The organism is Nocardia sp. NPDC023733 (assembly GCF_040639775.1).
GTDB classification, from domain to species: Bacteria; Actinomycetota; Actinomycetes; order Mycobacteriales; family Mycobacteriaceae; genus Nocardia; species Nocardia rosealba.
This window is the reverse complement of record NZ_JBFAAN010000001.1, coordinates 664,436-681,516: the sequence shown is the minus strand read 5'-3', so window position 1 is coordinate 681,516 and position 17,081 is coordinate 664,436. Positions and strand designations below refer to the sequence as shown.

The window sequence follows — 17,081 nt, the reverse complement described above, 5'->3', positions numbered from 1 at the left end:
CGCGGGAATGCCGATCACCCGCACGACTTCGAGCGTGGTCCGACTGTCGCGAGCCGGATGGTCGTGCGGAGTTCGGCGGCGCAGGCGGACAGGTCGAAGGTGGGTTCGGCGGCGGCGCGGAGGATGACGCCGTTGCGCAGCGACAGGACGAATCCGGCCATCAGGTCGGGATCGAACTCACGGAAATCACCTGCGGCCTGCCCCTCGGTGAACAGTTCGGCCAGCTTCGCACGATCCGAATCAGCTTGTCGCGACCGTGATTCCGGGTCCGGTGCGGCGGCTTGCAGGCACAGCATCGTCACCAGGTGATTGCGGTGGTCGCGAACGAACTCGCAGTTGGCGGTGACGAACGCGGCGAGCCGTTCAGCCGGGCCGCCGTGGTCGCTGCGGGCGGAGACGAACGCGGTGAAGTCGGCGAGGATCGTGCGCATCACCTCGTCCATCAGGTTCTGTTTGCGGGCGAAGTGGTAGGAGATGAGGCCGGTACTGCTCAGACCGGCCGCTTCCGCGATGGCGCTGAAAGATGCACCCGCATAGCCTGTTTCGGCGATGGCGTCGATCGCGGCGCGCACGATCTGGGCGCGACGGGCGCGCTCGATGGCCGTGCCCTTCACCGGACCGCCAAGACGTAGGCGTGCTGTTGCGTGTCGGCGGGCAGGTCGACGACCAGATCGCCGTCGCGCTCGCACCAGCGCAGTTCGGCGGTTCCGCCCACCAGCCCGATCGTGGACGACGGCGGTATCCGCAGATCACGCAGGGTGACTTCGCCGGTGGGCTGGTCGGCGAGCACGATCGCGAAGAGCGTTCCCTCCTTACCGGTGAAGCGGACCTGATCGTCGCGTGTCGTGGTCGTCGCCGGTCGCTGCGCGGGTGCGGTGTCGTAGATCGCGTCCCCATTGCGCGCGAGCCAGGTGCCGAGCGCACGCAACGGGCGCGACTGCAGGTCCGGAATTCGGCCCGCACCGTCGGGCCCGACGTTGAGCAGCAGATTCCCGCCCTTGGCGACGACATCAGCGAACAGGTAGATCAGCTCGCCGCCGCCGAGAGTGTCCGCACTCGTTTCCTCGGCGTTGTACCCGAACGACCGGCCCAGGCAGCGCGTGAGTTCCCATGCGCCGGACGGAGGGGTGGCCGGAGTCGCGTACTCGCGGGTCTCCACGTCGTAGTGGAAGTTCTTCGCTGGCTCGGGAATCCCGTTGCCCCACTTGGACATCGCCTTCGTCACGCCACCGATGAAGCTCAGGTAGGCGGCACGCACCACACGGTTGCGTGGAAGGGTTGTCCGCATCCAGCGATCGTTGACCACGCCGTCGGCGACGGTGTCGTAGTAATGGGCCATGAGCTCGTGCGGATCGGTCTCGGCGGGCCAGCCCATGTCGTTCCACAGGATCGACGGCCGATAGGTATCGATCAGTTCCCGCCACTGCGCCGCCGCATAGCGGGCGTACTCCGGGCCGAGCGCTTGATGGCGGAGCAGGTCGGCCATGGTCCTGAGCGGCTGTTCACGGAACGTCCAATCCATTCCGCCGCAGTAGTACAGCCCCATCCGCATGCCCTCGGCCCGCACAGCCGCGGTGAGATCGCCGACCAGATCACGCCCAGAGCGGTAGTCGACGGGAAGGTGCGGGTCGGGCGACACCCGTGGGCCACAACGGATATCCGTCGAGGTGACGGGTGACCAGCACGACGTACCGCGCGCCGACTTCGGCGAAAAGGCTTGCCCACTCGGTGAAGTCGACCGACTCCGCCGCCGCGTCGAACCGTCTCCGGAACTCGGAATAGGGGTAGCCGCCCCCGTAGGTCGTCTGGTGATGGACTGCCGTCGGCGAGCCGGGAACCCGCATCGAGTTCAGGTACCACTCGGCGTACGGGATCCGGTCGGCGGTGGTCTCCCCCGCCGTCAGTTCCCGCATGAACCGGGGGTAATCCGTCTCGGTGCGCTCGGCGAAGGCCGGCACCGAGTACAGGCCCCAGTGGACGAAGATGCCGAGCTTGGCCTTGCGAAACCACTCGGGAAGCGGTCGCTGTCCGAGCGATTCCCGGTCCGGGGCGTATGCCACGACCACTTCCTCCCGATTTTTGCTTGTCCGAGCAAAAATAGCACGACTGAGCAAACTGGAGCCGAATGCGAACATACGTTCGAATGCGCGTTAGAATGGCGGTCATGTCGATGCCCCTGCAAGGTTCACTGTTCGACGGTGAGGCGATTGCGCTGGGTTCGCTGGACGCTCTCCGGCGGACCCAGCTCGACGCCACCGCCTGGGTCGATGTCGCGCCCGGATGGTTGAGCGGGGCGAGCGAGGTGTTCGATCGGCTCGCCGAGCGGGTGCCGTGGCACGCCGAACGCAGGCCGATGTACGACCGGGTGGTCGACGTGCCGCGCCTGATCTCCTTCTTCGGCGAACACGATCCCCTGCCGGATCGGATGCTGGTCGAGGCGCGCGATGCCCTCACCGAGCACTATCTGCCCGAACTGGGCGAACCCTTCCGGACCGCGGGGCTGTGCTTCTACCGCGACGGTCGCGACAGTGTCGCCTGGCACGGCGACACCATCGGCCGTGGCGCCACCCACGACACCATGGTGGCGATCGTCTCCGTCGGCGCCCCCCGCGCCCTGCTCCTACGCCCGCGAGGTGGCGGCGCCAGCGTCCGCTTCACCGCAGGTCACGGTGATCTGCTCGTCATGGGCGGCGCGTGTCAGCGCACCTGGGAACACGCCGTCCCCAAAACCACGCGCCCGGTCGGCCCACGCATCAGCATCCAGTTCCGCCCTCGCGGCGTCCGCTGAACTGCTGCCCCCGGCTCGTCACCGGGGAATGTTCAGCACCGAGCGGACCATGTCCTGAACGGCCGCCCGTAGCCGCGCGACCTCCCCAGCCCTGGCCATCTGCTGGGCGAGGTCGCCACCGATCGACGCAAGCAGCAGCGCACCAACGGTTTCGGCATCGAGATCCGGCCTGACCTCCTGGAGGAGCGTGCTGATGTGCTCGGCCCAGAACGCGTGGAACTCCTCGGTGCGCGGATGCGGCGGCATCGCGCGATAGGCAGCGATGAGCTCGACATGGTCGGTGACCAGACAGGTCATCGCATCGAAGAACGCGAGCAACCGGTCACCGGCGGGCGCGCCGGGACCCAGCGGCGGCGGACCGTCGAGCACTCGCGTCATGAGCTCGGTCGCCCCCTCCGCGATGAGTTCGTAGAGCAGGCCGGAGCGGCTACCGAAACGATGGAAGATGGTGCCCTTCCCGACCCCCGCCGCCGCCGCGACCCGGTCCATGGTCACTCCGGCGGCGCCGTGTTCGTCGAGCAGCGCCATGGTCGCCTCGAGAATTGCCCGCCGGTTGCGCGCGGCATCGGCTCGTTCGACCCGACGGCCCTCGCCCATCGCACTCATTTCCTCGGCACATGCCGATCCGTTGACAAAGTTGACCGACGGTCCATATCGTCTCCCACCGAGAGAACTGGACCGTCAGTCAACTTATGGAGTTCCGTTGCAAGCAATCGTAATGACCACCGTCGGCGCACCCGAAGTCCTGGTCGTCGCGGAAGTCGACGCCCCACGACCAGCGGCGGGTGAGGTACTCGTCCGGATCGAGGCCATCCCGGTGCTCTACCCGGAGACCCTGATGCGGTCGGGAGCCTTCCCGTTTCCCGCGCGACTTCCCGCGGTGTTCGGGTTCCAAGCAGCGGGCACCGTGGTCGAGGTCGGTGCCGACATAGATTCAGGGCTCGTCGGTTCACGGGTCGTCGTGTCCACGCCCGGATACGGGTCGTATGCCGAATATGTCGCGGTGGCGGCGGATTCGGTCACTGCCGTCCCGGCCGGTCTCGAACTGGATGCCGCCGCGGCGATCCTGATGGCCGGGTCGGTGGCGACCGCACTGTTCGACACCGCGGCGCCGAGCGCAGGTGAGACGGTGCTCGTCGAGGCGGCGGCGACCGGAGTCGGTGCGAGCCTCACCCGATTGTGCGCGGCGGCGGGACTGCGCGTGATCGCCACCGCGGGCGGTCCCGCGAAAGCCGAACTGGCCCGCGCCAACGGTGCGCACGAGGTCGTCGACCACCACGCACCGGACTGGGCGCGGCAACTACCGGCACTGCTCGGCGACGACACCCTCGGCGTCGTCTTCGATTCGATCGGCGGCGACTCGTTGACACCCGTGCTCGACCTCGTCACCCCGCTGCGGGGTCGAATCCTCAGCTACGGGTGGCTCGCGGGAGCCCCCACACAGGTCGCGGCGGCGGATCTGATCCTGCGGGGGCTCACGCTCACCGGGTGCGCGGGTCCGGCCTGGTCGGCCACGGTGGCCGCACACGGTGCGGCGGCGTTGGAAGCCGCGGCGCAGGGGCGACTGGTTCCCGTGGTGGACGCGGTACTCCCGATGGCCGACGCCGCGAAGGCGCATCGGATGCTCGAGGATCGTGTCGCGATGGGCAGCGTGTTGTTGCGACCGTGAATCAGCGGTCGGCAATCCGACCGGTCGGGTGTGGGTCCGCGGTCACCTCTTGGTCCGAAATGCGTTCTGTTGCTTGGGTATCGGATGATACTGGAGGGGCGTTGGAGTGCGCGGAACAGTGGGGTGGCGTGATGGTTTCCAGTAATGATCATGAGGTTCTGCGGGTACGGGCCGAGGAGGCGCTGGCCGAGACCGTCGAGGAAATGCCGGGGCGGTCGCGTGGGGTCTACACGTCGGTACTCCTGGCCGGGCGACAGCGCTGGCGGCTGCTGTTGCATCGTCGGCAGCCCGCGCCCGCGGGACGGTGTGATGCGGTGATCGTCGGGCCCGGTGGCGTTTTCGCGGTCAACGTGGTGGACGAACTGCCCGGTGAGGCGCAGATCCGACGGTTGCGGGCACAGGCCGAACAGATGTTCACCGGCGTGAAGATCGGGCCGAACGGCAACGAATTCGTGCGCGAGACCGTCGAATTGGTGTTCGTGCTGCCACCGGGCCGTCACACCGGCGCGGACGGACGGTTCGTGGTGTGCACCGATGCCACGGTTCGGTCGTTGCTGAGTCGCAAGCCCGTGACGCCCGCCCGGCTGGCCGGTGCGCTCGCCGAACACACCGCGCGACGCAACTCCGACTACCGGGCGGTGCCCCGCGTGGAACCGGAACAGGCACCCACCGAGGCCGACGGTCTGCTCGATGTGGAGTCGCTGCGCACCGACAATCTGACCGGTGCGCTGCGCAAACCGTTCCCGACCTGGCTGTCGTTCCTCGATCCCGACCAGCTCGCCCTGGTGACCCGTAATCACAACGGGCCGGCCCGCATCGTCGGCCCGGCCGGATCGGGCAAAACCGTGCTGGCGCTGCACCGGATGGCGCACCGGGCGCGCCGCAGCACGGGACCGCTGCTGTTCACCACACTGGTGAAGAACCTGCCGCCGTGCCAGGAATCCGCGTTCGCCCGCCTGCTGCCGACGGTGGGTCGCGCGGAATTCACCAACCTGCACTCCTGGGCGCAGGACTTCCTCGCCGAACGCGGTATCCACCGCAAGATGGAGCTGCGCCGCACCGAGACGGCGTTCAATCGCGCGTGGGCCAAGGTCGGCCGCTCGAGCCCGCTCACGCACGCCGCCCCCGATCCCCGCTACTGGCGCGAGGAGATCGATCGGGTGATCAAAGGCCGAGGCCTACCACCCACCGAGGCGGGTTTCGCCGCCTACGACGGGCTGGACCGCCGGGGCAGGCGCGTCGCATTGCGCACCAGCCAGCGCGTACACGTGTGGAATCTGTACGTGGAATACGAGCGGATCCGCACCGAACGCCAGTGCTACGACGGCAACGACGTCATCACCGCCGCGCTCGACGAACTGCGCACCAACCCGTTGCCGCGGCCGTACGCGATGGTGGTCGTCGACGAAATGCAGGACATGACCCTGCAGGGAGTGCGCCTGGTGCACGCGCTCACCGGCGACGAATCGAATTCGCTGCTGTTCGTCGGGGACCGCCAGCAGCAGATCTACGCGGGCGGTTGGCGTTTCATCGATGCCGACATCAATATCGTCGGTCGCAGCGAGAAGCTCACCAAGAACTACCGCAATCGGCACGCGATCCTGAAACTGGCCGCGAGCCTGGACGGCGCCTGCCCGGTCGACGATGTCGACACCCCGGACCGGCACAGCCTCGACCTCACCGATGCCGTCCTGCCCGACGGCTACGCCGAACAGATCACCTGCACCAGCGCCGAACTGCCCGACCATCTTCGGCGCCAGCTCGAACGCATTGTCGCCGAGGGGATCTCGCTGTCGGACACCGCCGTCATCACGATCACCAACGCCGAGGCCGACGCCGTCCTGCGCACGCTGCGCGAATGGGGCATCGCGGCACAGGAGCTCGTCGACTACCGCTGCGCCGACACCGACAGCGGCGTCAAGGTCGGCACCGTGTACCGGGCGAAGGGGCTGGACTTCCAGGCGGTGATCCACCCGTTCACCCAACCCACGCCACCGCCGCGCACCGATGCCGAGCAGGAACGCTACGACCTGCTGATGCGTCAGCAATTCGTCGCGGTGACCCGGGCCAGGGACTATGTCTGGCTGGGGATCGTTCGCGACTGATCGGCTGCGCCGCCGTGGGAAGACGACGAGTTGTCGGTGGTTGGTCGTAAGATCGGCGCCCATGGGGAGTTTGCTGATGCCACACGTCCGCTCGGCCAACGAGCTCACGGCGCGGTGGTGCACCACCTTCGGGGGCGCGAACACGGCGGTGTCGGCGGCCGGGCTGTGGCCGTTGCTCGCCGTACTCGCGGATGCGGCGGAGGGACCGGCCAGGACCGAATTGGCCGCTGCCCTGGGGATTCCGGCCGACGAGGCGCATGCGGCCGGGCTGGCGATGCTGAAATCCCTCGACGATTCCCGGGAGGTGTCCACGGCGATCGGCGCATGGGCGAAGGCTGGTCTGCCTGTGCGCCCGGAATGGATCGCCGGTATGCCGACCGGAACCGTCGGCGAACTGGGTGATCCTGCGGCACTTGATGCTTGGGCGCGGGAGCAGACCGGCGGGTTGATCGGCAAATTCCCGGTGCCGATCTCGCCTTCGACCGTATTCGCGCTGGCCACAGCCCTGTTGGCGCGGACCAAGTGGGTCACGCCGTTCGACGAGATTCTGTGGATGCCCGCAACCGGTCCCTGGCAGGGGCATCGCGGCACCGGGCTGTACCGGAGCAGCTATCCCGATGGCAGTGTGTCCGTTCTCGGTTCGGACGTCACCAGGGTGATCGTCGCCGGTCGTGGGGAGCTGGATGTTCATCTCCTGATCGGTGCCGACCCTCGCCATGCCGTGGAGGCGGGTATCGCGGCACTCGACGGGTCCCTGCCCGCCACCTCTGACCTCCCACTGGGAACGACTGCCCCCTGTCTGACCGTCGAGCGACGTGAGACCGCCGACGGCGACTCTGTTGTCCTCACGCTTCCGCCCTTCGACATCGCCGCACACCACAATCTTCTCGACCACGCCGCGCTGTTCGGCCTCTCCGCCGCCCGTGATTCTTCGCGAGGGCATTTTCCGGGCATCAGCTCGTTCCCGCTCGCCGTCGAGGCCGCGGCGCAGAATGTGATCGCACGGTTCGACGCCGCGGGTTTCGAGGCGGCCGCGGTGACCGCTGCCGCCGTGACCCTGGGCTGGATGCCGCAGATGGAGTGGGCCACCATCACCTCGGTGAATATCGATCGGCCCTTCGGATTCCTCGCCGTCGACCGGCCGACCGGGCTGGTGCTCGTCGCGGGCCAGGTCACCACACCCCCACTCACCTGGGAACGTCCGGCGGGCGAGGACCCACGGCCGCCCGGAAGCGCGCCGTGGTGAGATGGGTAATCATTCTTACCGAACACGTTGCTCGGCAACAGGATTCGGAACGGCACGGGGAGGCCGTATTCTGGTAGGGGTCCGCAGTCGGGTGCTCAGGGGGTCGTGGTGATCGTCGTTGTCGCGGACGAGACCGAACTCGAAGGCGCGGAACAGATCGTCGGTGCGGCGATCCGCGACGAGGCATTCCGGGCCGGTGGCGTCGCGGTCTTCCGTTGCCATGTGCCGGAGAACCGGGGCGGGTCGGTCGAGGTCGACGCGCTGGTGTGCACCCCGCAGACCGTGACCATCCTGGAGGTCAAGGGTTTCACCACCCGCCAGGAAGGCACCCTCGCCACCCCACCGAACGGACCCTGGACCATCGACGGCGCCCCGGCGGCGCTGTATCACGCCGCGCGCGTGCCGAACCCGTTCGTGCAGGTACGCAGGCAGGTGTTCGCGGCGAAAAGCCTGCTGCAGCAGTCCGGGATCTTCGGCTGGGTGAACGCGGTCATCGCACTGGTCCCCCAGCCGGGCGCCCAGATCACCATCGAGGAAACACGCATCGCCGACGGGTACCGTGCGGTGATCGTCGACCGCGACGACTTCACCGCGTTGCACGACTACTTCGAAGCCGAGATCGGGCGAACCGTTCGGCTCAGCGTCGAGGACGTCGCGCGGGTTTTCACGGCCCTCAATCTCGGGCACCTGCTCCCCTCGACCGACGAACTGACGGCGCAGGGGTTCCCGGACGAACTCGAAGCGGCAGCCACCAGCCGGCCCGCGGCGCCCGCGTCACCGGCGGAGCTCGGTTCACTGTCCGGCTCGGCGGCAACACATTCCGAGGACGAGAAAGCCGAGGCGACTCGTCATGATCCGGTGGGGACGGGTCAGTCGCCGACGCCCGCGTTCTTGGCGGCGATCGACCGGCTGGCGAACCGGCCGCATCGGTCCGCGCCTGCGCCGACCTCCGCCGCGACAGCGACTACCCCTGCCGAACAGGAATCGGCACCTGTTGGTGCGGGACCACCCGACGATGTGGTGACGAGCGGTCAGGTACCGAATTCGACCGACATATCGGCTGATTCGGCATCCCCGGAGCGCGCCGCATCACCCGGGAGCGGCGAGGCCGTTGCACAACACTCCAGTGCACCGCCGCTGCGCGGCGAAACCGAGGAGCCGGTTGACGGGCGGCGGGATGACGATGTCCACGATCGCGATTCCGACCACGTCATCTCGCTGAGCAAGAGCGGCCGAGGCGAACCGGAACGCCTTCCCCCCACGCCGACGCACGATTCGAGCACGGCGGTGGAACCTGATGAGCGGCACGATGCTTCCCGCCCCGCTGACACCAACCAGCCGCGCGGCGAAAGCTGGTCGTCCGGTGCGGCCGCCGCTTCCTGGAGCACCCCGTCGAGCACCGATACACACTCGTCGAATTCGGGTAACTGGACCGATTGGGTCGGCCACGAGCAACCCGCGCGGCGCCCGTCGCTGCGCCGTCGCTGGCGCGACTTCCGGCGCACGGGATCGCTCCGGCGCACCGGGCCGAGCGGACCATCACTGCGTGAACGCTGGCAGAACCGCCCCGTTCGCGAGCGTGCGGAGCGCGGCAGGAGTCTGCCGAAGATCGGTGCTGGGCTCGGCTTGATCCTGTTCATCTTCTTGTTCGGGGCCGGGTTCTTCGCCATCACGGCGGTGCAGGCGAGCCGATTCGAGATGTCGGACTACGACCGCATGTGCGGGCCGGACAAGAAGCCGTTCCCGAACGCCGCCCCCTACCAGCGCGGCGATGTGGCGCCGATCTATCTCTCGGGCCATCTCACGAGCATGGTGCGGCCGGAGGATTCGAGCGCGTGGCGCCCGACCGACCCGTCATCGGTGCAGCTCATCGCTTGCATGAAGCAGCTGGAACTGCGCGACCTCGTCCAGACCTGCCAGTACGCACCCTCGCCCGGCACACCGGTGGGCCGCACGGTCAACCTGTTCCGCGCCACCTACGAGGTGATCGTCTACGAGCTGCGCACCGGACGCGAAGTCGCCAAGGCGACCATGCTCGGCGAGCGCTACTCCAACGACCCGGCCAACACCGACCCCGACCGCTGCCGGGCCGCCGGCGACGCACCGGACTATCTGGGCAGGCGCCTCGGTCAACCGTCGGGTGCACAGATCGAAAGCTTCCTCGCCCCCCTCGTCCACGCCCGCCGCTGACCCTCTTGACCTCGAGCCCACTCGAGGTTGCAGGATCATCGGGTGCACACGCACACCCGACACCGCGCTACCCGGCGCGGCCGCGCCTCCGCCGGTTTCCTCGTACACCCACCGGCGGAGGCCGTCGGACCCACCGGCCCGTCCTGCCGATGTCCGGGTTGCAGGCAGCACGGCAGAGCAGGGTCGTCGTCGCTTACTCGAAGTACCCCTGTAAGACAGCGCGGACGATGGCGGCGGTGTCGGTGTCGGGCACGCCGAGAGCGATACGGTCGAAGGCGACTCCGGTGAGGAGGGAAACCACGGCGTCGACTTGCTCGTCGGTGGCATGCGGGTACGCGGTACGGATCTGGGCGGCGCGGGTGCGGACGGTGACAGCGCGCAATTCCCGCATGAGGGCGGCCAACTCTGGATTGCGAGCCGCTTCGGTCGACAGCTCGAACCGGGCCAGATGCCGGTTGCGGGCGGGGCCGGCTCCTGCGTCGACGGCGTCGGCGAGAAGTTCGGCGACTTGCCCGGGGCTGGCGGATGTACCTGCGGGGAACCGGCTTTCGGCAGCGGACTGTTGATCGAGGATACGGCGGGCGATGGCCGCGTACAGCGCGGCTCGCGTCGGGAAGTAGTTGGAGGTCGTGCCGGGAGGGACATCGGCCGCTTTATCGACGGCGCGGTGGGTTACCTGGGACAGCCCGATCTCGTCTATCAGGCGGAGAGCGGCATCCGCCAATCGTTCCCGTCGATCGGTCTTCTTCGGCACGCCCTTGATTCTACTACATCGTAGTATTACTTTGATCTACTACATCGTAGTAGATCAAAGTAGGGGTGGTTCCGATGAGGCAAGGCAACAATGTTCACGACACCGACGTTCTCGTGGTGGGTGCGGGCCCGACCGGTCTGACCCTCGCGTTCGAGTTGGCGCGGCGCGGTGTCAGCCACCGGATAATCGACCGCAACGACGGTCCCGCCACCGGCTCGCGCGGAAAAGGGTTGCAGCCGCGCAGTTTGGAAGTGCTCGCCGACCTCGGTGTGATCGACCAGATCCTCGCTGCCGGTGAGACCGGGCTGCCGCTGCGCCTGCACCAGGGCGAGAAGTTCACCGTCGAACTCGCGACCAGCGCCGGAACTGGTCCACGGCCAGGCATTCCGTATCCCGACCTCGTGCTGTTGCCGCAATGGCGTGTGGAGCAGGCGCTGCGAGACCGCCTGGAAGCACTCGGCGGAGAAGTCGCGTTCGATTCCGCGTTGGCGTCGATCGAACAGGGTGCCGACGGTGTCGTCGCGGTATTGGAGAACGGCGATACCGTGCGGGCCCGGTATCTGGTCGGCTCCGACGGCGGGCACAGCACGGTTCGGCACCTACTGGGCGCGACGATGACCGGTCGCACCCACGACGACCAGTACTTCCTGGTCGGCGATGTGCGCATCGCCGGACTCGCTTCGGATGCCGCGTACGCCTGGTTCACCGAAGACAGTGGTTATCTCGCTGTTTCGCCGCTACCGCATGCCGACGGGGCGTGGCAGTTCCAGGCGAATGTGCGGCCCGCTCAGGATGGATCAGTACCCGAGCCGACCCTCGAGACCTTCCGTGAGCTGTTCGCGACCCGCTCGGGCCGGCGCGATGTCACGCTCTCCGAGCCGACCTGGTTGTCGCGCTACCGTTTCAACGCTCGCATGGTCGACCGCTACCGGTACGGCCGGGTTTTCCTGGCCGGCGACGCCGCGCACGTGCACTCCCCGGCGGGCGGGCAAGGCATGAACACCGGCATCCAGGATTCCTACAATTTGGGCTGGAAACTGTCCGCGGTACTCGCCGGCGCAGACGACGCGCTGCTCGACAGCTATGGGCTGGAGCGGATCCCGGTCGCAGCCAAGGTGCTCGCGGGCAGTTCACGTGGGTTCGAGTCCGTGTTCGGGCTGCGCGGCGTGCGCCGTTTCCTCCGCGATCATGTGATCTTCCCGCTGGTGAAGCGCCCCGCGGTGATGGTCAAACTGCTGGCGAAGACCGATCAGCTCGCTGTCGCCTACCCGGACTCACCCCTCACCCTCACCGACCCCTCACGCCGGCGCGGCCCACGCCCGGGTGACCGCGCTCCCGATGCCCGAGGCACAACGATCGACGGAACACGAGCTCGGCTGTTCGACATCACTCGTGGAACCCACTGGACCATCTTGGGATTCGGGGCTCGGACTGCCGCGAAACTGCGCGAGTTCGCCGACGAGAAAGATGTCCTGACCTGCCTCGTCGTGGACTCCGCAACCTGCACCGACACCGTATCCGTGTTTGTCAGCGTCGAGGCGCGGCGGTTGCTGCACGCGAAACCCGGCACGCTGATCCTGATACGACCCGACGGCTACATCGCTGCTCGCAGTACCGACAGCCGTGTCCTCGCCGACTACCTGGTCCGCACGCTGTCGACGACCCTGCCACCTTCAGGAAAAGCGAACAGCCGCACGCTCGGTCGAGCGCGCGGCTGTCGGCGGAACGGGATCACGCGGAGACGGTGATCGTCCATTCGTGAATGGTCAGTTCCGAAGCACCCATGGTGTGCAGCGGATCGGAGTGCACGATTGTCGTTGCGGCGTCGAGGTTTTCGGCCAGCACCACATAGGCGCCGCCGGTGCCGTCGCTGAATCCACCGCTCTCCTGCAGCTTCCCTTTCGCGAGCAGGTCGCGCAGGAATTCGCGGTGCGGTTCGATGACCGAGGCGTCGAACCCGGGCGTGCGCCGGGCCATCACCAGGTACTTGGCCACGCTCAGGCCTCAGGTTCCTGCCGAGGGGCCCGTGTCGCGGCCGCAGCGGCCCGCACCTGCGGCGCCACCTGCACGACCTGGCCGAGCACACCGTTCACGAACGACGGGGAATCGTCGGTGGACAGCTCCTTGGCCAGCTCCACGGCCTCGTCGACCGCGACGACCGGCGGCACATCGGTGGCGTGGAACAGCTCCCACACCGCGATCCGCAGGATGGCCCGGTCCACGGCGGGCAGCCGGGTGAGGGTCCAGTCCTGCAGGTAGGACTCGATGGTGCCGTCCACCCGGTCGAGGTCGTCGGCGACGCCCTCGACCAGGGTGTTGGTGTACGGGTGCACAGGGGCCACGCTCTGATCGCGGGTCGCGAGCTCGGCCCGCTCGGCCAGCAGATCGGAGACGTCGACGTCACGCGCCTCCGCCTCGAACAGCATGTCCACGGCACGGCGACGCGCCTTGTGGCGCGCACCGAGCTTCTTGTACGAGCCCTTCTTGTCTGCCGGGGAGTCCGCCACGATCAGGCGTTGACGCGGCCGAGGTAGCTGCCGTCGCGCGAGTCGATTTTCAGCTTGTCACCGGTGTTGATGAACAGCGGGACCTGCACCTCGGCGCCGGTTTCCAGGGTGGCGGGCTTGGTGCCGCCGGTGGAGCGGTCGCCCTGCAGACCGATGTCGGTGTGCTGCACCAGCAACTCGATGGTCACCGGGAGCTCGACGAACAGCGGCGCGTCCTCGTGCACGGCGACCTGCACGCCCATGTTCTCCAGCAGGAAGCGCGCACCCTGACCGATGGTGGCCTCCGGGATGGAGATCTGGTCGTAGGTCTCGCCGTCCATGAAGATGTAGTCGGAGCCGTCGTGGTACAGGTAGGTCATATCGCGACGGTCGACCGTGGCGGTCTCGACCTTGACACCCGCGTTGAAGGTCTTGTCGACGACCTTGCCGGACACGACGTTCTTCAGCTTGGTCCGCACGAAGGCGGGGCCCTTACCCGGCTTCACGTGCTGGAATTCGACGATCTGCTGAAGCTGACCGTCGATCTTCAGCACAAGGCCGTTCTTGAAGTCGCTGGTGTCCGCCACTGTCTTCGGATCTCCTCGTTCGTTACTGCGTGTCTCTGGGGGCGCCGTCGTCACTCGACGACGGTCAGGTTCTTGCTGGTGAGGGTGAGCAGTTCCGGGCCCCCTTCGCGCACCACGAGCGTGTCCTCGATCCGGACCCCGCCGCGGCCGGGAAGGTACACACCTGGTTCGACGGTCACCGCCACGCCTGCCAGAAGTGTACCGGTACTCGTTTTGGCCACTCCGGGCGCTTCGTGGATCTGCAGCCCGACGCCGTGTCCGAGGCCGTGCACGAACTGCGCGCCGTAGCCCGCGCCCTCGATGACCACGCGGGCGGCGGCGTCGACCTCCGCGGTCTTGGCACCTGGTTTCAGCGCTTCGCGCCCCGCCTGCTGGGAGCGGGCGACCAGTTCGTAGATCTCGCGCTGCCAGCCGGCTGGTTCACCGAGGACGAGCGTGCGCGTCATATCGGAGTGATAGCCGTCGACGACCGCGCCGAAGTCGAGTTTCACGAAGTCGCCCTCGGCGAGGACCGCACCGGTGGGCCGGTGGTGCGGCACGGCCGAATTGACGCCCGCGGCCACGATCGTCTCGAACGAGACGGCCTCGGCGCCGTGCTCGAACATCGCCCATTCGAGATCTCTCGCCACCTGACGCTCGGTGCGCCCGGGCCGCAGCAGGCCACGCTCGAGCAGGGACGCCAGCCCGGCGTCGGCGGCGGCGCACGCGGCCCGCAACTGCTCGACCTCGTAGTCGTCCTTGACCATCCGCAGCTGCTCGACCAGGCCGGAGGTCGGCACGAGCTGCAGCCCGGTGCGCAGTTCCCCGTACGACTCGTGCTCGGCGACCGTCACCACGTGGCTTTCGAAGCCGACGCGGCCGAGTTGCCACTCGCCGGCCAGCTCGAGGATGCGCCGGGCGGTGGCGCGCGAGATCTCGGCACGGAGATCCGGGGTCTGCTCGGTCACCTGGGCGGCGTAGCGGCCGTCGGTGCCGATGACGGTGCGGTCCTCGGCGCCACGCATGTCCCACGAGTGCACGAGCAGGACGGCGTTGGAGCCGGTGAAGCCGGTGAGATAGCGGATATTGACCAGATCGGTCACGAGCAGCGCGTCGACGCCGTTCTCCACCAGCAGGCTCCGCAGGGCGCCACGCCGTGCCGCGTGGTCGGGACCCGTGTAGTCAGCACACATGAGACAACGCTACCGCCGAACCACGGACACGTGGGCATCGAGTGCGCCATGTTCGGTTCCGGGCGTGGCACCGGCTTTTCCTGCGCCGACCTCGGCGGAGTCCGTGTGCGACAGCAGTTCTGGAGACCAGGCTGTCCACATGTGCGGAAGTTGTCCACATTCGGCAGAGAGGCCTCGATCGCCGCCGCTCGGACCAGCACGATCGACACATGACTACTGCCGCGTTCTGCCTGCTCATCGCCTGGTGTCTGCTCCTCGGCGTGATCGATGTCCATGCTCGTCGCCTGCCCAACGCGCTCACCGGCGCGGGTGCGGTCGCCGTCTTCGGATTCGCCTGGTACACCGGGCAATTGACCACGGCGCTGATCGGTGCCGCCCTGCTGACCATGCCCTACCTGGTCACCCATCTGATCGCGCCCGCCGCGCTCGGCGCCGGTGATGTGAAGCTGGCGATCGCGCTGGGCGCGGCGGCCGCGCTGGCCGGCCCACCCGCGTGGACGTGGGCGGCCGTCGCGGCGCCACTGCTCACGGCAGTGGCGGCGGCTGTGGTGCTGGGTAGGCACTGGTTGCGTTCGGTATCGGGCGGCGCCGTCGAGGGCGCGCGGCAGGTGACCTCACGCCGGGTGGTGCCCCACGGTCCGGCGATGTGTCTGGCCACGGTGACGGCGATGGCGCTGGCGTGACAGCGACGCCGACGCGCCGAATCGCGACACCGTCCGCACAGCACCGGCGTGACGGTCTGCTGGGCGTGCGAGCAGGCACACCACCGACGTGCCGCTCGTCACTGCGGACCACGTGCCCGACCACGGGCGCCGACATGGGAAGATGGTCGGCGTGTTGCGCTGGATAACTGCCGGAGAATCCCATGGTCCCGCTCTCGTCGCCCTCCTGGAAGGGATGGTCGCCGGAGTCGAGGTGACATCGGACGATGTCTCCGCACAGCTCGCGCGCCGCCGGCTCGGCTACGGGCGCGGCGCCCGGATGAAGTTCGAGGCCGACAAGGTCACCCTGGTCGGTGGCGTGCGCCACGGGCGGACCATGGGCGGTCCGGTCGCGATCGAGGTCGCCAATTCCGAGTGGCCCAAGTGGACCGAGGTGATGTCGGCCGATCCCGTCGACGCGGCAGCGCTGGAAGGCATGGCGCGCAACGCCCCCCTCACCCGTCCGCGCCCCGGACACGCCGACTACTCCGGCATGCTCAAGTACGGCTTCGACGACGCACGCCCGGTGCTCGAGCGGGCCAGCGCCCGGGAGACCGCCGCTCGCGTGGCGGCGGGCACCGTTGCCCGTAACTTCCTGCGCCAGGCCTTCGGCGTCGAGGTGATCTCGCACGTCGTGTCGATCGGTACCGCCGCGAACACCACCGGCGTCGTGCCTGGTCGCCAGGATCTCGATGCCGTCGACGCCAGCCCGGTGCGCGCGTTCGACGCCGAGGCCGAAGCGGCGATGATCGCCGAGATCGAGGCCGCCAAGAAAGACGGCGACACCCTCGGTGGGGTCGTCGAGGTGATCATCGACGGGCTGCCCATCGGACTCGGCTCGTTCACCAGTGGTGAGCAGCGACTCGACTCGCGACTCGCCGCCGCGCTCATGGGTATTCAGGCGATCAAGGGTGTCGAGGTCGGCGACGGTTTCGAGACCGCGCGCCGCCGCGGCAGCCAGGCCCACGACGAGATGCGTCCCGGTCCCGACGGTGTGCTGCGCTCGACCAACCGCGCGGGCGGTCTGGAGGGCGGCATGACCAACGGCGAGGCGCTGCGGGTGCGTGCGGCGATGAAGCCGATCTCGACGGTGCCGCGTGCGCTGTCGACCGTCGACATGTCCACCGGCGAGGAAGCTGTCGCCATCCACCAGCGCTCCGATGTGTGCGCGGTGCCCGCCGCCGCCGTCGTCGCCGAATCGATGGTGGCGCTGGTCGTGGCGCAGGCCGCGCTGGAGAAGTTCGGTGGCGATTCGCTGGCCGAGACTGTCGACAACATCAGCAGCTACATCAAGCGGATCAGCAGCCGTCCCCACGTGCCCGCGGACAGCCGCACGTCGTGACCACGCCGGGCCAGGAGGGGACCGCGCGCCACACCGACGCG

The 17,081-nt window shown here is 68.2% G+C and carries 17 protein-coding genes; 8 read left to right on the top strand and 9 right to left on the bottom strand.

Going from position 1 to position 17,081, the window contains the following annotated elements:
• Positions 1-14: 14 nt before the first annotated feature.
• Genes AB0F86_RS03070 through AB0F86_RS03060 form a run of 3 tightly spaced genes read right to left on the bottom strand, consistent with a single transcriptional unit; the run spans position 15 to position 2,060 of the window.
• A complete protein-coding gene (locus tag AB0F86_RS03070; protein WP_356984205.1) occupies positions 15-614 on the bottom strand; it encodes a TetR/AcrR family transcriptional regulator in 600 nt (199 codons plus the stop codon).
• Positions 611-1,639, bottom strand: a complete 1,029-nt coding sequence (locus AB0F86_RS03065) for an alpha-L-fucosidase (RefSeq protein WP_356984203.1) — start codon at positions 1,637-1,639, stop codon at positions 611-613. The genes AB0F86_RS03070 and AB0F86_RS03065 overlap by 4 nt, the downstream gene beginning before the upstream one ends.
• A complete protein-coding gene (locus tag AB0F86_RS03060) occupies positions 1,593-2,060 on the bottom strand; it encodes an alpha-L-fucosidase (RefSeq protein WP_356984201.1) in 468 nt (155 codons plus the stop codon). The genes AB0F86_RS03065 and AB0F86_RS03060 overlap by 47 nt, the downstream gene beginning before the upstream one ends.
• Positions 2,061-2,164: 104 nt before the next feature.
• On the opposite strand from AB0F86_RS03060, the gene AB0F86_RS03055 reads away from it, so the two are divergent.
• Positions 2,165-2,788 carry an alpha-ketoglutarate-dependent dioxygenase AlkB gene (locus tag AB0F86_RS03055; protein ID WP_356984199.1) on the top strand — a complete coding sequence of 208 codons (624 nt, stop codon included), beginning with the start codon at positions 2,165-2,167 and terminating at the stop codon, positions 2,786-2,788.
• An 18-nt stretch (positions 2,789-2,806) separates the two neighbouring features.
• Here AB0F86_RS03055 and AB0F86_RS03050 read toward each other — a convergent pair whose 3' ends face one another.
• Positions 2,807-3,385, bottom strand: coding sequence for a helix-turn-helix domain-containing protein (locus AB0F86_RS03050; protein ID WP_356984197.1), 579 nt, complete (start codon positions 3,383-3,385; stop codon positions 2,807-2,809).
• Positions 3,386-3,491: 106 nt separating this feature from the next.
• Here AB0F86_RS03050 and AB0F86_RS03045 point away from each other — a divergent pair, with 106 nt between their 5' ends.
• The 4 genes from AB0F86_RS03045 (at position 3,492) to AB0F86_RS03030 (ending at position 9,998) form a co-directional block, all read left to right on the top strand.
• Positions 3,492-4,457 carry a zinc-binding dehydrogenase gene (locus tag AB0F86_RS03045; protein WP_356984196.1) on the top strand — a complete coding sequence of 322 codons (966 nt, stop codon included), beginning with the start codon at positions 3,492-3,494 and terminating at the stop codon, positions 4,455-4,457.
• Between the two features lie 131 nt (positions 4,458-4,588).
• Positions 4,589-6,562, top strand: coding sequence for a UvrD-helicase domain-containing protein (locus tag AB0F86_RS03040; RefSeq protein ID WP_356984194.1), 1,974 nt, complete (start codon positions 4,589-4,591; stop codon positions 6,560-6,562).
• Positions 6,563-6,623: 61 nt separating this feature from the next.
• The gene (locus AB0F86_RS03035) at positions 6,624-7,808 is read left to right on the top strand and encodes a serpin family protein (protein ID WP_356984192.1); all 1,185 of its coding nucleotides are present in this window, start codon (positions 6,624-6,626) and stop codon (positions 7,806-7,808) included.
• A 108-nt stretch (positions 7,809-7,916) separates the two neighbouring features.
• Positions 7,917-9,998: an NERD domain-containing protein gene (locus AB0F86_RS03030; protein ID WP_356984191.1), complete on the top strand. Its 2,082-nt coding sequence runs from the start codon at positions 7,917-7,919 to the stop codon at positions 9,996-9,998.
• Between the two features lie 193 nt (positions 9,999-10,191).
• Here the strand turns inward: AB0F86_RS03030 and AB0F86_RS03025 are convergent, their stop codons facing one another.
• Entirely contained in the window at positions 10,192-10,752 is a 561-nt protein-coding gene (locus tag AB0F86_RS03025; protein WP_225280636.1) for a TetR family transcriptional regulator, read from the bottom strand.
• 74 nt (positions 10,753-10,826) lie between these two features.
• Here AB0F86_RS03025 and AB0F86_RS03020 point away from each other — a divergent pair, with 74 nt between their 5' ends.
• Positions 10,827-12,500, top strand: a complete 1,674-nt coding sequence (locus tag AB0F86_RS03020) for an FAD-dependent oxidoreductase (protein WP_356984189.1) — start codon at positions 10,827-10,829, stop codon at positions 12,498-12,500.
• Here the strand turns inward: AB0F86_RS03020 and AB0F86_RS03015 are convergent.
• The 4 genes from AB0F86_RS03015 to AB0F86_RS03000 are packed head-to-tail and all read right to left on the bottom strand — an operon-like array spanning position 12,484 to position 14,997.
• On the bottom strand, positions 12,484-12,747 hold the full coding sequence (locus AB0F86_RS03015) for a YciI family protein (protein WP_356984187.1): 264 nt from the start codon (positions 12,745-12,747) through the stop codon (positions 12,484-12,486). The genes AB0F86_RS03020 and AB0F86_RS03015 overlap by 17 nt on opposite strands.
• A gap of 2 nt (positions 12,748-12,749) precedes the next feature.
• On the bottom strand, positions 12,750-13,259 hold the full coding sequence (gene nusB / locus AB0F86_RS03010; RefSeq protein ID WP_067636094.1) for a transcription antitermination factor NusB: 510 nt from the start codon (positions 13,257-13,259) through the stop codon (positions 12,750-12,752).
• Between the two features lie 2 nt (positions 13,260-13,261).
• A complete protein-coding gene (efp, locus tag AB0F86_RS03005; protein WP_067493585.1) occupies positions 13,262-13,825 on the bottom strand; it encodes an elongation factor P in 564 nt (187 codons plus the stop codon).
• A gap of 50 nt (positions 13,826-13,875) precedes the next feature.
• On the bottom strand, positions 13,876-14,997 hold the full coding sequence (locus AB0F86_RS03000; RefSeq protein ID WP_356984186.1) for an aminopeptidase P family protein: 1,122 nt from the start codon (positions 14,995-14,997) through the stop codon (positions 13,876-13,878).
• 209 nt (positions 14,998-15,206) lie between these two features.
• On the opposite strand from AB0F86_RS03000, the gene AB0F86_RS02995 reads away from it, so the two are divergent.
• Entirely contained in the window at positions 15,207-15,680 is a 474-nt protein-coding gene (locus tag AB0F86_RS02995; RefSeq protein WP_356984185.1) for an A24 family peptidase, read from the top strand.
• 151 nt (positions 15,681-15,831) lie between these two features.
• A complete protein-coding gene (gene aroC / locus AB0F86_RS02990; protein ID WP_356984404.1) occupies positions 15,832-17,040 on the top strand; it encodes a chorismate synthase in 1,209 nt (402 codons plus the stop codon).
• Positions 17,041-17,081 lie beyond the last annotated feature (41 nt).